The sequence below is a fragment of the Haematobacter missouriensis genome (assembly GCF_000740775.1).
Lineage (GTDB): Bacteria > Pseudomonadota > Alphaproteobacteria > Rhodobacterales > Rhodobacteraceae > Haematobacter > Haematobacter missouriensis.
Genome location: NZ_JFGS01000017.1, coordinates 32,544 through 46,793, shown reverse-complemented (window position 1 = coordinate 46,793; position 14,250 = coordinate 32,544). Strand labels below are relative to the sequence as shown.

Sequence of the window (14,250 nt, the reverse complement as noted above, 5' to 3'; positions counted from 1 at the left end):
GTCAGGGCGGGCGACCGCGCCGCCCGAGGAAGGCGACGACGTAGTCATTTTTCTCTGCCGCCTCAAGTCCCCGGGGCAATTTGCCGCCGAATCTGCCCTGCCGAAGCAACAGGAAGATGACCCCCCGCGGAATGCGCGGGGACGCTCGATCAGAGGGAGGTCACGACTTAGCGGCGACGGTCCCGGCGGGCGGACATCGGTTGGAAAGCCACGCTCACATGCGCCTCGCAATAGGGTTTTCCGGGCGCGGCCGCATGACCGCAGAACCAGAAATCGTCCGTGGCCGGGTCGCCGATCGGCCATTTGCAGGTCCGTTCCGTCAACTCCAGCAAGGTGAGCTTGCGGGCGCGCTTCTCCACCTCGCGGGCGGAGGCAAGGGTTTCGGGGCTGATTTCGTTGGTCGAGGGCTGCGGCGGAAGCGGCTGAAGGCCATTCGTCACCGGACGACGGGTGGAAAGCTGGGTCGGCGGCGCCGGCGCGACACGCGGTTGCGGCTCGACGCGGCTCGGCTCTGCCCGGACGGGTTCCGGCTCCGGCTCGCGTGCGCTCTCGACGACGACCTCTATCACCGTTTCCTGTGTTACGATTTCCTCGACCGTTTCCACAACGGCTTCCTCTTCCTTCTCACCCGGTCCACGGTTGGAAAGGCCAAGCCGATGGACCTTGCCGATCACCGCGTTGCGCGTGACACCGCCAAGTTCCTTGGCGATCTGGCTGGCGCTCTGGCCTTCGCCCCACATCCGCTTCAGGGTCTCGACGCGTTCGTCGGTCCAGGACATTCAGTGCCTCCGGCTGAAAGCCGCACTACCGGCTGCGCGAGAGGGCGCACCGGCAAGCGGCAAAATTCTGGTTCTTGGCGCCGCATACTAAGCGGGACACGGCGAGATACAAGCGACAGGCCGCCGATTCAAGCACAACCGCAGCAAAGGTCGCTTTCTCTGAGATGAGCACCCTGAAAAAGATTTACAACCCTGCACCGACCGGTTATCCGCGTCTCATGATCGCGAAGCTCCGCCTTTCCCTGCCGAGCCGACGTCGTCGCACCCGCGTCTGACGTCCCGATCACCGTGCGCCTGCCGCACCTCTCCTTATCAAGCCACCGTCGTTGACTCGCCCCCGCTGCTTTGGCACCTCTGGGGCGCATTTCAGAGGATGATCCGATGATCACGTCCGTCCTGCCGACCTACAACCGTGCGCCGCTGTCCTTCGTGAAGGGGGAGGGCGTCTGGCTGACGGAGGCGGGCGGGGAGCGATACCTCGACCTTGGCGCAGGGATCGCGGTGAACGTGCTCGGTCACGCCAATCCCGCGCTGACGGAGGTGTTGTCCGAGCAGGCCCACAAGCTCTGGCACACATCGAACCTCTATATGGTGCCGGAGCAGCAGCGGTTGGCCGATCTGCTGGTCTCGCATACCTTTGCGGACACCGTGTTCTTCACCAATTCCGGGACGGAAGCGGCGGAACTGGCCATCAAGATGGCGCGGAAATACTGGTATGACGGGGGCGAGAAGGAGCGGGTGGAGATCATCACCTTCGAGGGCTGCTTCCACGGACGCTCCTCCGCTGCCATCGCGGCCTCCGGCGCGGAGAAGATGGTGAAGGGCTTCGGACCGTTGCTTCCGGGGTTCGTCCACCTCCCCTTCGGCGACATGGCCGCAGTGAAGGCCGCGATGACGGAAAAGACCGCGGCGATCCTGCTCGAACCCATTCAGGGCGAAGGCGGTATCCGTCCGTTCGGCGATGCCTTCCTCAAGGAAATCCGCGCCCTTTGCGATACAACGGGTACGCTCCTCATTCTTGATGAGGTTCAATGCGGCGTGGGGCGCACGGGCAAGCTCTTTGCCCACGAATGGGCCGGGATCACCCCGGATATCATGATGGTGGCCAAGGGTATCGGCGGCGGTTTCCCCCTCGGCGCCGTGCTGGCGACGGAGACTGCGGCGCGCGGCATGACGGCGGGCACCCACGGCTCGACCTATGGCGGCAACCCGCTGGGCTGCGCGGTCGGGGCGAAGGTCATGGATATCGTCACCGACCCGGCGTTTCTCGAAGCAGTCAACCACAAGGCCGGGTTCTTCCGCCAGAAGCTGGAGGGGCTTGTCGCCGCGTATCCCGAGGTCTTCGAGGAAGTGCGCGGGCAGGGCCTCATGCTGGGCCTGAAGTGCCGCATTGCTCCCGCCGATCTGGTGACCGCGGGCTATGCGGAAAAGGTACTGACCGTAGGAGCCGCCGATAACGTCGTCCGCCTGCTGCCCGCGCTGAACATCGCAGAGGCGGAGATGGCCGAAGCGGTGGAGCGCCTGGACCGTGCCGCCGCCGCTCTCTCCCCGGAGAAGAAGGCGCAGGCCGGTGATTGAGTCCCGGCCCCCTTCCGCCACCGGCAGCGAGGCGGTGCCCGGCATCCGGCTGGATCCGGTCACGCCCGCAGACCTGCCGCTTCTCGGCTCATGGCTCCGCCTGTCGCACGTCCGCCGCTGGTGGGACGCGCCGGAGGAGCAACTGGCCCGCATCGGTGAGCGGATCGGATCGCCTCTGATCTCTCAGCAGATCGCCAGCTATTGCGGGCAACCGTTCGGTTATGTGCAGCATTACCGCCTCATGGACTGGCCGGGCGGGACCGGCGGTCTGCCAGAGGGTACACGGGGTATCGATCTGCTGATCGGTCCGTCCTGCCGGCTTGGCCGTGGCCTTGGGTCCGGCTTGCTCCGGGCGCTCTCGGCCAAGCTCTTTGCCGAGGGTGTTCCTGCTCTTGCAGGCGATCCCGATCGGGCGAACATCGCGGCTGTCCGGGCCTTCCGCCGGGCAGGGTTCCGCGATTATGCTGCCGGTTCCAACATGCCGCCGCTCATGGTGCTTATTGCCAATCCGACGCCGGACGAAAACGACGAAAGACAAGCCTGATGAATAGCTTTCTCGATATTCACACTACAGCGCCTGAAGACTTGCGGAGCATGATAGACAATGCCCGTGCCATGAAACTGGCGCGCAACGGCCGTCCCAAGGGTGCTGTGGATGACGAATTGCCGCTGAAGGGCCGCATGGTTGCGCTGATCTTCGAGAAACCCTCCACCCGAACCCGCGTCTCCTTCGACGTGGGCGTACGTCAGATGGGCGGCGAAACCATGGTGCTGTCCGGTAAGGAAATGCAGCTCGGCCATGGTGAGACGATTGCCGATACCGCGCGCGTCCTGTCCCGATATGTCGATCTGATCATGATCCGCACGTTTGAGGAGGCCACGCTCTACGAAATGGCCGAACACGCCTCCGTCCCGGTCATCAATGGGCTGACCAACCGGACGCATCCCTGCCAGATCATGGCCGATGTGATGACCTATGAGGAACATCGCGGCGATATCGCGGGCCGCAAGGTGGTGTGGTGCGGCGACGGCAACAACGTCTGTGCCTCGCTCATCCATGCCGCCGGGCAGTTCGGTTTCGATTTCACCTTCACCGGTCCGCAGCCGCTGGACCCGGAGCGGGAGTGGCTGGACTTCGCGCGTTCCCGCGGTGTGTGGGCGGAGGTCGTGCGCGATCCAGCCCGCGCGGTGGAGGGTGCCGATCTTGTCGTCACTGATACCTGGGTGTCGATGCATGATCCGCAATCGGCACGGGAGCGGCGGCACAATCAGCTTCGCCCCTATCAGGTGAATGACGCGCTCATGGCGCATGCGAAGCCCGACGCGCTTTTCATGCACTGCCTGCCTGCCCATCGCGATGATGAGGTGACGAGCACCGTCATGGACGGGCCGCATTCCGTCGTCTTCGATGAGGCGGAGAACCGGCTCCACGCGCAGAAGGCCGTCATGCGATGGTGCCTCGACGTCTGACGGGTGTATCAGACCTCCGACCAACGTCCGAATTGCTCCGGCGATTGGTCATGTCCCGCGCGGGTACGGAGCGGGGATATCGTATTCCCTCCCCTCCACGATCAGTCGTGCAGCGCGGATCGTTTCCCGGTCCGACAGCACGCCCACAACTTTTGCGGCCTTGCCGTCCGACGGTGGTGCTGCGGACAGGCCGGACCGGGTGACCTGCCGTTGCGAGCCAAGCAGCACGTGCCACCGGTGGCCGTCGCTATCCTCCAGCGTCATGCCTGGCGCGGGGGCTGACAGGTTCACCTCATGGACAGCGCCATTGATCGTCACCGGGCCCTTCCAACCGGCGAACCGATGCGCATGTGCCAGCTGCGGCGCGGCGTGGTAGGCAAGCGCGGCAAGGAGAAGCGTGGCAAGGCTGACCCGCCCGATGTCTCTCGTCGTCATTCGCTCCTCCTTAGTCGGCCGGAGAGAGCATAGGTCGGGCCGACACCGGCGCGGAATCACGGTTGCTTGACCCTGCGGGCCCCGGCCTATCTTTCCCGACATGCAGGGAGGGAAGGACATGGAAACCGAACGATTGCATCGCGGGCGGCTCATCGACCACCTTCAGTTCGTTGTCCGGGACTTGGAAGCGAGCCGCCGGTTCTACGGGGCGGTACTGGACGTGCTGGATATTCCGATTGGCGGGGAGGGAGAGGGCTTCTTCTGGGCCGATGAACTGTTCGTCACCTCCGCCGACAGCCCGGCTGCCCTCGGCAAACTCACTGGGCGGCACCATCTCGCCTTTCAGGCGGCCGATGAGGGGCAGGTGCGCGCATTTCATGCCGCGGGGCTTGCAGCAGGGGGCACCGACAACGGTGGTCCCGGAGAGCGGCCCTATCACCCCGGCTATTATGCCGCCTTCCTGCTGGACCCGGACGGCAATAACATCGAAGCGGTCTTTCATGGCCCCGCTAAACGGAGCGCGCCCTCAGTGGTCGTGGAGTTCTGAGGTGGTTCTGGGCGGTCAGCCCGTCTGACCCCGGGGTTTGACGCGCAACGTGGGCTCCGCCTGCGTCGGATCCTCGGGCCACGGATGTCGGGGATACTGGCCGCGCATGTCCTTGCGCACATCGGCATAGCTCGTGGCCCAGAAGCGGGGCAGGTCGGTCGTCACCTGCACAGGCCGCCGGGCGGGCGAAAGCAGCGTAACGCGGAGCGGTAGGCGTTTCGGTCCGATGGCGGGATGCTCCGTTACGCCGAACATTTCCTGCAAGCGCACCTCGATCGCCGGAACCCCGCCGCGATAGTCGAGCGGGATGCGGTTGCCGAGCGGCGTGGCGAAATGCCCGGGTGCCAGTCGGTCGAGGGTCTGCATCTCCTCCCATCCCAGCATCTGACGGAGCGGTTCGAGCGGATCGAGCGCCTTCAGGTCCGCCGCCGTCCGCCGGCCTGCCAGATGGGGCAGCAGCCAGTCCTGCAGCCCTGCGGTCAGCCCGGTGTCCGACATGTCGGGCAGGTCCACGCCCTCTGCCCGGAGCAGTTCCACCCGAGCGCGGAACCGTTCTGCCGCCTCTGTCCAGCCAAGGGAGGAGAGGCCCAGATCGCGCACCCCGTCCAGCAGCGCCTCCGCTACCCGTTCCTCCGGCGCGTCCTGCCATATGCGGTCGTCCAGTATGATGGAGCCGAGCCGCTCCTGCCGCCGGGCGATGACGCGACGCTCGCGGGGTGACCAGACGCAGACATCCTCCCAGCCGATGCGCTCGCCGTGCAGGCGCCGCACCCCCGCCTCGGTGATTTCCACCGCCTGCCGGATCGTCGGCTCCCGCGCCGTGCCGCCCAGATCGGTCGCGACAAGCAGGCGCTGTCCCGACATCGGATCGCCTGCCGCGATGGTCACCCCTTTTCCGCCCGACAGCAGCCAGCGCGGTGTTTCCCCCTTTCGGCGGAGGCCGATGCGGTCAGGATAGGCGAGGGAGGCCATTTCGCCCGGTGTCATCTCCGGCCCCGCCGGCCCCTCCGAGCCCGCCAGCCGGGAGAGCCGCCGCGCTTCCTGCCGGATCGTCTCCACCGTCGCGCGGTCCGCAGGCCAGGGGCGGCGCTCCGCATAGGCGCGCAGGTCGCGCACCGCCTCCAGCCGGAGGGCGACGTCGGCGGGAGCGCCCCGCAGGGGATCCCGCGCGGCCATCAGCGCCGCCAGCGGTGCCGCCTGCCTGCCCGCGAGCCGCAGCATATGGCCAAGGCGGGGGTGCAGCGGGATGGGTGCCAGTTGTCGCCCGTGTTCCGTGACGCGGCCCGCGTCATCCAGCGCGCCCAGATCCTGCAGCATTGCCCGCGCTTCGGCCAGCGCAGGGGCGGGGGGCGGTGTCAGGAAAGCCAGCCCGCCTCCGTCCGGCGCACCCCAGAGCGCGAGTTCCATGGCGAGCGGGGCGAGGTCGGCCGTCTCCATCTCCGGCGGTGGAAAGGCGGGGAGCGCACCCTCCTCCCCCTTGGCCCAAAGGCGATAGCAGATACCCGGTGCCACGCGTCCTGCCCGGCCCCGGCGCTGCTCCGCCTCGGCCCGTGTCACCCGCTCCGTCACGAGGCGGCTCATGCCCGAACCGGGATCGAACCGTGCCCGCCGTGCCCGGCCCGCATCCACAACGACACGCACGCCTTCGATGGTGAGGGAGGTTTCCGCGATGGCCGTGGAGAGCACGATCTTGCGCCCCTTGGCCGAGGGGCCGATGGCGGCGCGCTGCTCCGCGAAGGGTAGCGCCCCGTAGAGGGGGCGCACCGTCGCGCCCGGAATGTCGAGCAGCGCCGCGACCTGCCTGATTTCGCTCTCCCCGGGTAGAAAGACGAGGATGTCGCCCTCTGTCTCCGCTGCCGCCTGTGCGACGAGCGCGGCAGTGGCAGGCGCAAGGCGGGTTCCGGCAAGGAGCGGGGCGGTGAGCCAGCGCGTCTCGACCGGAAAGGCCCGGCCCTCGGAGGTGACGAGCGGCGCGTCCTCCAGCAGCCGCGCGACGGGGGCTGCGTCCAGCGTCGCGGACATCACGAGAACGATGAGATCGGGGCGCAGGGCGCTCCGCGCCTCCCATGTCAGGGCAAGGCCCAGATCCGCGTTCAGAGAGCGCTCGTGGAACTCGTCGAAGATCACGGCACCCACGCCGGACAGCTCCGGGTCGGACTGGATCATGCGGGTGAGGATCCCCTCCGTCACGACCTCGATCCGGGTCATCGGTCCGATGCGGCTTTCTCCCCGGATGCGGTAGCCGACGGTTCCCCCGGCCGCCTCCCCGAGCGTCTCGGCCATGCGTTCGGCGGCCGCGCGGGCGGCAAGGCGGCGCGGCTCCAGCATCACGATCCGGCCTGTCACCTTTGGCAGCAGGGCCAGCGGCACCCGCGTGGTCTTGCCTGCGCCGGGTGGAGCTTGCAGGACGGCCCGTCCCGCTGTTGCCACCGCTTCCGCCAACGCGGGCAGCACGGCGTCGATGGGAAGCGGTGACCAGCCGTCAGCCATCAGCGCCGCGTCAGCACCGCCGCACCATAGAGCGTGTCCATGCTGATCTGTGTGACCTGCATGACGCCCTGACCGGCCGGCACGTAGGTCATGGTGAAGTTGAACACGGTCTTTTCCGCCATTTCGCGATCCGAGAATCCTGCCAACCGCTCATAACGCCCCGTACAGAGGATGGCATCCCCCTGCGCGCGCGGATTGGACAGGGAAACACGGCTCCGGCGTTTACCGTCGAACATGAACCCATCATAATTGCAGACTTCCGCCACCGGTGTGGGGCGGAGGCCGATCCAGATGGCAGTCAACGGGTCGATGGTGCCGCCCTGAGATGCAGGATCGACCACATTGCCCCGCCGGTCGCGTTCAGGCGGATCATATTCCACCACCTGCGGCGTACCATCCTGATAGCTCATGACCGAGTGGGACTTCCGCTTGCCGGTATCGGCATCCTCCGTATAGCGGGAAGGGGTAAAGCGCCCGCCGCTTCGCGTTCCCTGTACCTGCGCGTCATAGCGCATGGTGCGGAAGAGTCCCACCAGCCCCGCGCTCTGAAGTCGTCCGGCAACGGAATAACCGCTCGCCGTCTCCTGCCCTGTCATCGACAGTGTGGCGGCGGGAATTCCCCGGATCCGCAGGTCGAAGGTGCTGTTTGCCTGTTGCGCCATGACGGGCGTGAGGGGAAGAGCCATCAGCAGGGCGGCGGCAAGGGTGGTGCGGGTGGGCAGGGGCATAACATGTTTCTCCGGTTCGGACTGGACATATAACCCTGCGCCTTGGCAAGTAATCCCCGCGGCAACCGGAAATGTGACCAGCTGCCGAAACCTGCCGAAGGGATGCGATGACAGTGCAGAGGACTTCCGCAAGGCGCGGCCCCGTCGGGGCGGGCGAAATCAGCATGCTTGCGACAGGCGTTCTCTCCGGTGATCGCCGCGCACTGGCCCGGGCGATCACGCTGGTGGAAAGCCAGCGCGCCGATCACCGGCTGCTCGCGGAGGATCTGCTCGACCGGCTGGCGGGGAGCGGGCGGCAGGCGCTGCGCCTCGGTCTTTCGGGCACGCCGGGAGTGGGCAAATCCACCTTCATCGAGAGTTTCGGGTTGCGGCTGACGGAGAACGGCAAGCGGATCGCCGTGCTGGCCGTTGATCCGTCCTCTGCGCGGACGGGTGGATCCATCCTCGGCGACAAGACGCGGATGGAACTTCTTTCCCGTGATCCGAACGCCTTCATACGCCCCTCACCCAGCCGATCTGAATTGGGGGGCGTGGCGCGCCGCACACGGGAGGCCGTAGCGCTTTGCGAAGCTGCCGGGTTCGACGTGGTTCTCGTGGAGACGGTCGGTGTCGGGCAGTCGGAGACGATGGTGGCGGAGATGACTGACATCTTCGTCCTGCTGCTCGCTCCGGCGGGAGGGGACGAGCTTCAGGGCGTGAAACGCGGGATCATGGAGATCGCTGACCTGATTCTGGTGAACAAGGCTGATGGCGATTTGAAGGCGGCGGCCACGCGGACCTGCGCGGATTACGCCGGCGCCTTGCGCCTGCTACGGAAGCGGCCGCAGGATCCTCCCGGCTATCCCAAGGCGCTGACGGTCTCTGCCCTGGAACAGGCCGGGTTGGCGGAGGCATGGGAGGAGATCGGGGAATTGGCGCGCTGGCGACAGGAGACCGGCTGGTGGACCGAGCATCGCGCCACGCAGGCCCGCCGCTGGTTTGAGGAGGAGGTCCGCCTCGGCCTCATCGCACGCCTCTCGGCCGATCCAGCCGTGCGGGCGGAGTTGCTGGCCCTGGGACAGGCGGTGATGGAAGGCCGCGCCGCTCCCGCCCGTGCCGCCCGCGACCTCATCGACCGCTTGTCGCGGCCTCCGGCCTGAAACCGGCGGCAAGGCAGTCCGCAACCCGGGAGCGGAGCACAGGCACGGCCTCCGGGTGGTGCAGGAACTCCGCGACCGGCATCAGGCGCCATTCTTGCCCTTCATCGCCGAACCGGATTGCTGCCACGTCCTCCGCAGTGAGGGTTCCGGCAAAAAAATGTGCGGGCAACAGGCCGGGGCGCGGGTGAATACAGTGCCATCGTAGCCGCGAGGGCGGCAGTCGGAGGCCAAACTCCTCCTCCACTTCCCGCAGCACGCATGCCTCCGGGGTCTCGTTGCCTTCCCGGCCCCCGCCGGGAAGATCCCACGCGCCCGGCCATGGCAGGTCCGGCCGGTCATCCCGCATCATCACGAGGAGGTCGTCGCCCAGAAACAACGCGATTTTCGCCCCGTCGAAAGGAGCACGCGTCTGATGGCCCGTCATCGGCCGATCAGGCGGGAAGGCCGAAGGCAGGGTGATAGAGCGCCCTGCCTTTGGGGGGAGGTGTCCAGATCGCGCGGACGAGGACGTGTTCGGGCGGGATGCCGGGAACCGTAACCTGCGGGGCTTCGACGAAGCCGAAGCGGCCGTAGTAAGCCGCATCTCCCACCACGACATAGCCCGCCGCATCCTCATCCAGACGGGCGAAGGCCGCGCGGATCAACGCCGTGCCGATACCCTTGCGTTGCAAGTCGGGACGGACGGATATGGGGCCGAGGCCCAGCCAGACAGAACCGTTGGCCATGGTGACCGGGGAAAACACCAGATGACCGATGATGCCGCCGCCCGTCTCGGGTGTCCGGTCCTCGGCCACGAGGGAGGAGAGGAGAACCCCGTCGGCCCGGAGATCGCGCACGATCCGCGCCTCGTTTCCATCGCTCTGCGGGTGCCCGGCGAAGGCGGCGGTGATCAGGCGGTCGATGGCATCCACATCGTCGGGCCGCTCCGGGCGGATGGCGAATTCAGTTGTCATTGATGTCCCGCTTCCAGATTTTCACCTCACTCCGCCGCCCGAAAAGCCGCCTGAGCAGCAGCCACCCGGCAAGGGACAGGAGCGCGAAAAGGAGCCAGATTATCGCCGTTCCCCCCAGCGAGGGGAAGAGCAGAAGAGCCAGACCCGTCAGCATTCCTCCAATGGCGAAGCCGAGGAAGACCCATCCGGGGATCAGCACCTCCACGCCCGCCAGCACGATCGCTCCGATCATCCAGATCCACCAGGCCACGTCACCCGCGCCCCTTCAGCATGCGGAAGGCGTTCGCGAAGGCCTCCACCGCGTCGGCAGGCAGGACGATGGTCTGATTGCCCGCCCCCTTCGCCATCGCCGCCATCGCTTCCACCTGTTTCAGCGCGACCTGATACTGCGCGGCCTCCAGCCCGTTGTCGGCGATGGCGCGGGCGACGACCTCCGTCGCATAAGCCTCGGCATCTGCACCGATCCGGCGCGCTTTTGCCTGCTGTTCCGCCGCATAGAGCTCGGCATCCGACGCCAGTTCCACCGCGCGTTTGCGGCCTTCCGCCTCGGTGACCTGCGCACGGCGGGCGCGTTCGGCGTTGAGCTGCTGGAGCATTGCGGCGCGCGTGGCGTCGTCCAGGTTGACGTCGAGTATCTCCGCCCGCGTCACCTCGATTCCCCAGTCGTCCACGATATTGGCCAGCGACTCGCGGATTTTCTCGATCAGGCGGGCGCGGTTCGACTGCACCTCGTCCAACTCCATCGCGCCGATCTCCGCCCGGACGATGCCAGCGACGGTGGTGGCGATGGCGGCATCCACGTCCCGGATGCGATAGACGGTCTTTTCCGGTTCGATGATGCGATAAAACACACTGGTTTCGACCTGAAGGAGCACGTTGTCCGCAGTGATCGCGTCCTGACGCGCCACGGGGAGCTGGCGCTCCAATACGGAGATCTTGTGCGCGACACGGTCGAGAAAGGGCACGATCAGGTTGATGCCCGGTCCCAGTACCGCATGAAGCCGTCCGAACCGCTCCACGACGTATTTCTCCGACTGAGGCACGATCCTGACCCCAAGGAAAATGCATAGGATGACGAAGGCAGCAATGCCGATCATCACCATTTCGCTGCCACTTAGCCCACCCGGAAACATCCCGCCCTCCGCCTTCGTGTGCAGAGAGTTGCCGCAATTGCGGTCCACGGCAAGGGCTCCCAAGGCGCGACCGGTGCCCGGAGGCATGGCGCGCGGGTCGCCTTTCGGCCTGACGATGGGGACTATTCATCGCCAGGCGCCCGCGCGATAATGGCGCAGGAGGTCCGAGATGCCCGCATTGTGCCGCGATTGCCTCACGCCCTTCGACGCGGGCCGGCGCTGCCCGGCCTGCCGGAGCGCGCGTGTTCTGTCGCATCCTGAGCTTTTCACGCTCTCCGTCGCGCATATGGACTGCGACGCGTTCTACGCCAGCGTGGAGAAACGGGATGATCCGGCCCTCGCCGACCGTCCGGTGATTGTGGGTGGGGGAAGCAGGGGCGTCGTCTCCACCTGCTGCTACATCGCACGCATACAGGGTGTGCGGTCGGCCATGCCCATGTTCCGGGCGCTGAAGCTTTGCCCTGACGCGGTGGTCATCAAGCCTCGGATGCAGGTCTATGTCGACGTCTCCCGCAGGATCCGTGCGATGATGGAGGATCTGTCCCCCGCCGTGCAGCCCCTGTCGCTGGACGAGGCGTTCATCGACCTCACCGGGACGGAACGGTTGCATCATGCGCCGCCCGCGGTGATGCTGGCGCGGCTCGTGCGGCGGATGGAGGTGGAGCTTGGCCTGACCGGCTCCGTCGGACTATCCCACAACAAGTTTCTCGCCAAGATAGCCTCGGACATGGACAAGCCGCGCGGGTTCTCCGTGATCGGCAGGGCGGAGACGCTGGATTTCCTAGCCGACAAGCCGATCCAGCTCATCTGGGGTGTCGGCCCCGCGTTTCAGGAGGCGCTGGAGGGCGTGGGCATTCGCACCTTCGCAGACCTGCGCCGCTGGAGCCGGGAAGATCTCTCTCGCCGCTTCGGCCCTTCGGGGGAGCGGCTCTGGCATCTGGCCCGGGGGGAGGATCACCGCCCCGTCACGGCGCATGCGCCGGTGAAGTCCATCTCGCGGGAGACAACGTTCTTCGAGGACATCTCTGACCGTGATCTGCTGGAAGGTCATCTGTGGCGATTGGCAGAGCAGGTTTCCGACCGGACCAAGGCACGCGATCTGTCAGGGCGTACTGTGACACTGAAGCTCAAGCGTCATACCCATGCGATCCTCACACGGAGAGAGACGCTCCGGGAGCCGACGCAGCTTGCCGACAGGATCTACCGCACGGCGCTGGAGCTTATGGCCCATGTAAAGGATGCCGGGCCGTTCCGCCTGCTGGGTGTCGGGCTCAGTGATCTCATGCCTGCGGGCAAAGGCGATCTGACCGTCGATCTCTTCGATCCGAGCGCTGCGCGGCGCGAACGGGCGGAGCGCGCGACCGACAGCATCCGCGCGCGCTTCGGGCAGGACGCGATCATCCGGGGCAGGGCGCTTCGTTAGTCGGCCGCCGTGAGACGTATCCGATCGGACGCGCAGGGTCGAGCCGGGGGTCGCGGGGGGCGTCCCCGCGCCTTGTTCCCCATCCATGGCTTCTGTCAGGCACAGAACATCCGGCTCACATAGATGCGGTCTTCGCCTGAATTGTAATAGCAATAGCCGTTTTCGTTCCGCTGATACTGGCGCGCTGTCGCATCGGATTTATCGCGGTTCTTCCGCAGCGTCTCGCCCCATGCACAAGCAAAGCCGTCCCCGTCGGGATCAAGCCCATACGTGTCGCGTTCCGGCCCGCCGGCAGCCAGAAAGACCCGCTGGGCCGCAGCAGGAGAGGCGAACTCCCCGCAACTCCGCTTCATTCCCGGCTCCGCCGGGCGGGGAAAGCGCGGCTTGCCCACCGCGCTGGCCGAAATGTTGCCGAGGTGCCGCCCTCCGAAGCGCATCTGCCCGCGCGCGCCGAGTTCGGCTTCCACCATCATCAGATCGGTTTCGGACGGCGGCTGTCCCTGCACCTCCCAAAGGCGAAAGATCGGCAGGCGCTCATAGCGGGCCGAGACGGTTTCGGGGTCCGGCCTGGGAGGCGCACAGGCTGCAAGGCCAAGCAAGGCGAGCAACGCGAGTCCCCTGTTGAGAGCGGAAAAAGTGCGGGCCCGGCGGGCCGCACGGCAATGAGATGGCATGGCTGTGTTCCTGTCCGGCTATTCGGCGGCGTGCCGCCGCTCTCCTCCAGCAAAATCGCTGGCGCCTGCCGCGATGCCCGCGGCCACCCTGTCGATCAACGTCTGAAAAGCCGGATAGTCGTCGCTTTTCCTCAGGGTGCGTTCGTTCATATAGAGCCCGCGGTCCACTTCGATCTGGATCACGTGCCGATTGCGGGTAGGATTACCGTAGGTCTGCGTGATGTAGGCCCCGGCGAAGGGCATGTTCCGCAGGACCCGCAGACCCTCCGCCGCCAACAGCGATTCAACCAGTTCGACCAGCCGTCCGTCGGCGCTCGAGCCGAACCTGTCACCCAAAACCACATCGGGACGGCGCCCGGCGGCGGAGAAGTGATTCTCCACCGCCTCCCGTGGCATGGAGTGGCAATCGACCAGTAGCGCGGTGCCGAAACGGGCGATCGTTCCCTCCACCAGTTGCCCGAGGCATGTGTGATAGGGTCGCCACCAGAGCTGGATACGCTCTTCCGCCGCGCTCCGCGACATCTTGCCGGAAACGATGGCGCGCCCACCCGCGACGACCCGGGGAATCACCCCCAGACCCGACGAAATGCGGGGATTATGCGCGACATGCCGGACCCCTTCGATCAGGGCGGGGTCGAGTTCGTCGCTGTTGCGGTTGAGGTCGATGAAGGCGCGCGGCATGGTCGCGGCGATCAGCGGCGCCCCATGCAAAGGTGCGCAGGACCACAGTTCATCCACGAAAGCATCCTCGGAAGACCGGATCGCGCGTCCGTCGAGCAGCGATGCACTGAGGAACGCATCGGGATAGTGTCTTCCGCTGTGAGGCGAGGAAAACACAACCGGCGTGGTCTGCGTGGAAGGCTCCGTCAGGATATAGGGGGCAGGGCTCATCGCGGTCTCC

At 66.4% G+C, this 14,250-nt stretch carries 16 protein-coding genes; 6 read left to right on the top strand and 10 right to left on the bottom strand.

Annotation, left to right across the window (positions count from 1 at the left end):
• Positions 1 to 167: 167 nt before the first annotated feature.
• Positions 168 to 779, bottom strand: coding sequence for a GcrA family cell cycle regulator (locus CG51_RS11470; protein ID WP_035745109.1), 612 nt, complete (start codon positions 777 to 779; stop codon positions 168 to 170).
• Between the two features lie 381 nt (positions 780 to 1,160).
• Here CG51_RS11470 and CG51_RS11465 point away from each other — a divergent pair, with 381 nt between their 5' ends.
• From CG51_RS11465 to argF, 3 genes are read left to right on the top strand one after another with little or no spacing between them, the layout of a single operon-like run.
• Entirely contained in the window at positions 1,161 to 2,357 is a 1,197-nt protein-coding gene (locus CG51_RS11465; protein WP_035745106.1) for an aspartate aminotransferase family protein, read from the top strand.
• Positions 2,350 to 2,901, top strand: coding sequence for a GNAT family N-acetyltransferase (locus tag CG51_RS11460; protein ID WP_051930476.1), 552 nt, complete (start codon positions 2,350 to 2,352; stop codon positions 2,899 to 2,901). Before CG51_RS11465 ends, CG51_RS11460 begins: the two co-directional genes overlap by 8 nt.
• Positions 2,901 to 3,827, top strand: coding sequence for an ornithine carbamoyltransferase (gene argF, locus CG51_RS11455; RefSeq protein WP_035745105.1), 927 nt, complete (start codon positions 2,901 to 2,903; stop codon positions 3,825 to 3,827). Before CG51_RS11460 ends, argF begins: the two co-directional genes overlap by 1 nt.
• 48 nt (positions 3,828 to 3,875) lie before the next feature.
• Here argF and CG51_RS11450 read toward each other — a convergent pair whose 3' ends face one another.
• Positions 3,876 to 4,262, bottom strand: a complete 387-nt coding sequence (locus tag CG51_RS11450) for a hypothetical protein (RefSeq protein ID WP_035745104.1) — start codon at positions 4,260 to 4,262, stop codon at positions 3,876 to 3,878.
• 118 nt (positions 4,263 to 4,380) lie between these two features.
• Here CG51_RS11450 and CG51_RS11445 point away from each other — a divergent pair, with 118 nt between their 5' ends.
• A complete protein-coding gene (locus tag CG51_RS11445; protein ID WP_035745103.1) occupies positions 4,381 to 4,809 on the top strand; it encodes a VOC family protein in 429 nt (142 codons plus the stop codon).
• A 15-nt stretch (positions 4,810 to 4,824) separates the two neighbouring features.
• Here the strand turns inward: CG51_RS11445 and hrpB are convergent, their stop codons facing one another.
• Positions 4,825 to 7,299 (bottom strand): ATP-dependent helicase HrpB, encoded by a 2,475-nt coding sequence (gene hrpB, locus CG51_RS11440; RefSeq protein ID WP_035745102.1) that lies wholly within the window; start codon positions 7,297 to 7,299, stop codon positions 4,825 to 4,827.
• Positions 7,299 to 8,027, bottom strand: coding sequence for a DUF3108 domain-containing protein (locus tag CG51_RS11435; protein WP_035745101.1), 729 nt, complete (start codon positions 8,025 to 8,027; stop codon positions 7,299 to 7,301). The genes hrpB and CG51_RS11435 overlap by 1 nt, the downstream gene beginning before the upstream one ends.
• A gap of 107 nt (positions 8,028 to 8,134) precedes the next feature.
• Between CG51_RS11435 and meaB the strand changes: the two genes are divergently transcribed.
• The gene (meaB, locus tag CG51_RS11430; protein ID WP_051930474.1) at positions 8,135 to 9,166 is read left to right on the top strand and encodes a methylmalonyl Co-A mutase-associated GTPase MeaB; all 1,032 of its coding nucleotides are present in this window, start codon (positions 8,135 to 8,137) and stop codon (positions 9,164 to 9,166) included.
• Here meaB and CG51_RS11425 read toward each other — a convergent pair.
• Genes CG51_RS11425 through CG51_RS11410 form a run of 4 tightly spaced genes read right to left on the bottom strand, consistent with a single transcriptional unit; the run spans position 9,135 to position 11,222 of the window.
• Positions 9,135 to 9,590, bottom strand: coding sequence for an NUDIX hydrolase (locus tag CG51_RS11425; protein ID WP_051930472.1), 456 nt, complete (start codon positions 9,588 to 9,590; stop codon positions 9,135 to 9,137). The two genes, meaB and CG51_RS11425, sit on opposite strands and share 32 nt — an antisense overlap.
• Before the next feature lie 7 nt (positions 9,591 to 9,597).
• Positions 9,598 to 10,119, bottom strand: a complete 522-nt coding sequence (locus CG51_RS11420; protein WP_035745099.1) for a GNAT family N-acetyltransferase — start codon at positions 10,117 to 10,119, stop codon at positions 9,598 to 9,600.
• Entirely contained in the window at positions 10,109 to 10,369 is a 261-nt protein-coding gene (locus tag CG51_RS11415) for an NfeD family protein (protein ID WP_342351899.1), read from the bottom strand. Before CG51_RS11415 ends, CG51_RS11420 begins: the two co-directional genes overlap by 11 nt.
• A gap of 1 nt (position 10,370) precedes the next feature.
• Positions 10,371 to 11,222 (bottom strand): SPFH domain-containing protein, encoded by an 852-nt coding sequence (locus CG51_RS11410; RefSeq protein WP_233141311.1) that lies wholly within the window; start codon positions 11,220 to 11,222, stop codon positions 10,371 to 10,373.
• 199 nt (positions 11,223 to 11,421) lie between these two features.
• Between CG51_RS11410 and CG51_RS11405 the strand changes: the two genes are divergently transcribed.
• Positions 11,422 to 12,675, top strand: coding sequence for a DNA polymerase IV (locus tag CG51_RS11405; RefSeq protein ID WP_035745095.1), 1,254 nt, complete (start codon positions 11,422 to 11,424; stop codon positions 12,673 to 12,675).
• 95 nt (positions 12,676 to 12,770) lie between these two features.
• Here the strand turns inward: CG51_RS11405 and CG51_RS11400 are convergent, their stop codons facing one another.
• Both CG51_RS11400 and CG51_RS11395 read right to left on the bottom strand, forming a co-directional pair.
• Positions 12,771 to 13,283 carry a hypothetical protein gene (locus CG51_RS11400; protein WP_143412873.1) on the bottom strand — a complete coding sequence of 171 codons (513 nt, stop codon included), beginning with the start codon at positions 13,281 to 13,283 and terminating at the stop codon, positions 12,771 to 12,773.
• Between the two features lie 84 nt (positions 13,284 to 13,367).
• Entirely contained in the window at positions 13,368 to 14,240 is an 873-nt protein-coding gene (locus tag CG51_RS11395; RefSeq protein ID WP_035745093.1) for an N-formylglutamate amidohydrolase, read from the bottom strand.
• Positions 14,241 to 14,250: the final 10 nt, after the last annotated feature.

Excerpts from the sequence above, each read along its gene's own strand:
- CG51_RS11470 (WP_035745109.1), bottom strand. The coding sequence starts at position 779 with ATGTCCTGGACCGACGAACGCGTCGAGACCCTGAAGCGGATGTGGGGC.
- CG51_RS11465 (WP_035745106.1), top strand. The coding sequence starts at position 1,161 with ATGATCACGTCCGTCCTGCCGACCTACAACCGTGCGCCGCTGTCCTTC.
- argF (WP_035745105.1), top strand. The coding sequence starts at position 2,901 with ATGAATAGCTTTCTCGATATTCACACTACAGCGCCTGAAGACTTGCGG.
- CG51_RS11450 (WP_035745104.1), bottom strand. The coding sequence starts at position 4,262 with ATGACGACGAGAGACATCGGGCGGGTCAGCCTTGCCACGCTTCTCCTT.
- CG51_RS11445 (WP_035745103.1), top strand. The coding sequence starts at position 4,381 with ATGGAAACCGAACGATTGCATCGCGGGCGGCTCATCGACCACCTTCAG.
- hrpB (WP_035745102.1), bottom strand. The coding sequence starts at position 7,299 with ATGGCTGACGGCTGGTCACCGCTTCCCATCGACGCCGTGCTGCCCGCG.
- CG51_RS11435 (WP_035745101.1), bottom strand. The coding sequence starts at position 8,027 with ATGCCCCTGCCCACCCGCACCACCCTTGCCGCCGCCCTGCTGATGGCT.
- meaB (WP_051930474.1), top strand. The coding sequence starts at position 8,135 with ATGACAGTGCAGAGGACTTCCGCAAGGCGCGGCCCCGTCGGGGCGGGC.
- CG51_RS11425 (WP_051930472.1), bottom strand. The coding sequence starts at position 9,590 with ATGACGGGCCATCAGACGCGTGCTCCTTTCGACGGGGCGAAAATCGCG.
- CG51_RS11420 (WP_035745099.1), bottom strand. The coding sequence starts at position 10,119 with ATGACAACTGAATTCGCCATCCGCCCGGAGCGGCCCGACGATGTGGAT.
- CG51_RS11410 (WP_233141311.1), bottom strand. The coding sequence starts at position 11,222 with ATGGTGATGATCGGCATTGCTGCCTTCGTCATCCTATGCATTTTCCTT.
- CG51_RS11405 (WP_035745095.1), top strand. The coding sequence starts at position 11,422 with ATGCCCGCATTGTGCCGCGATTGCCTCACGCCCTTCGACGCGGGCCGG.
- CG51_RS11395 (WP_035745093.1), bottom strand. The coding sequence starts at position 14,240 with ATGAGCCCTGCCCCCTATATCCTGACGGAGCCTTCCACGCAGACCACG.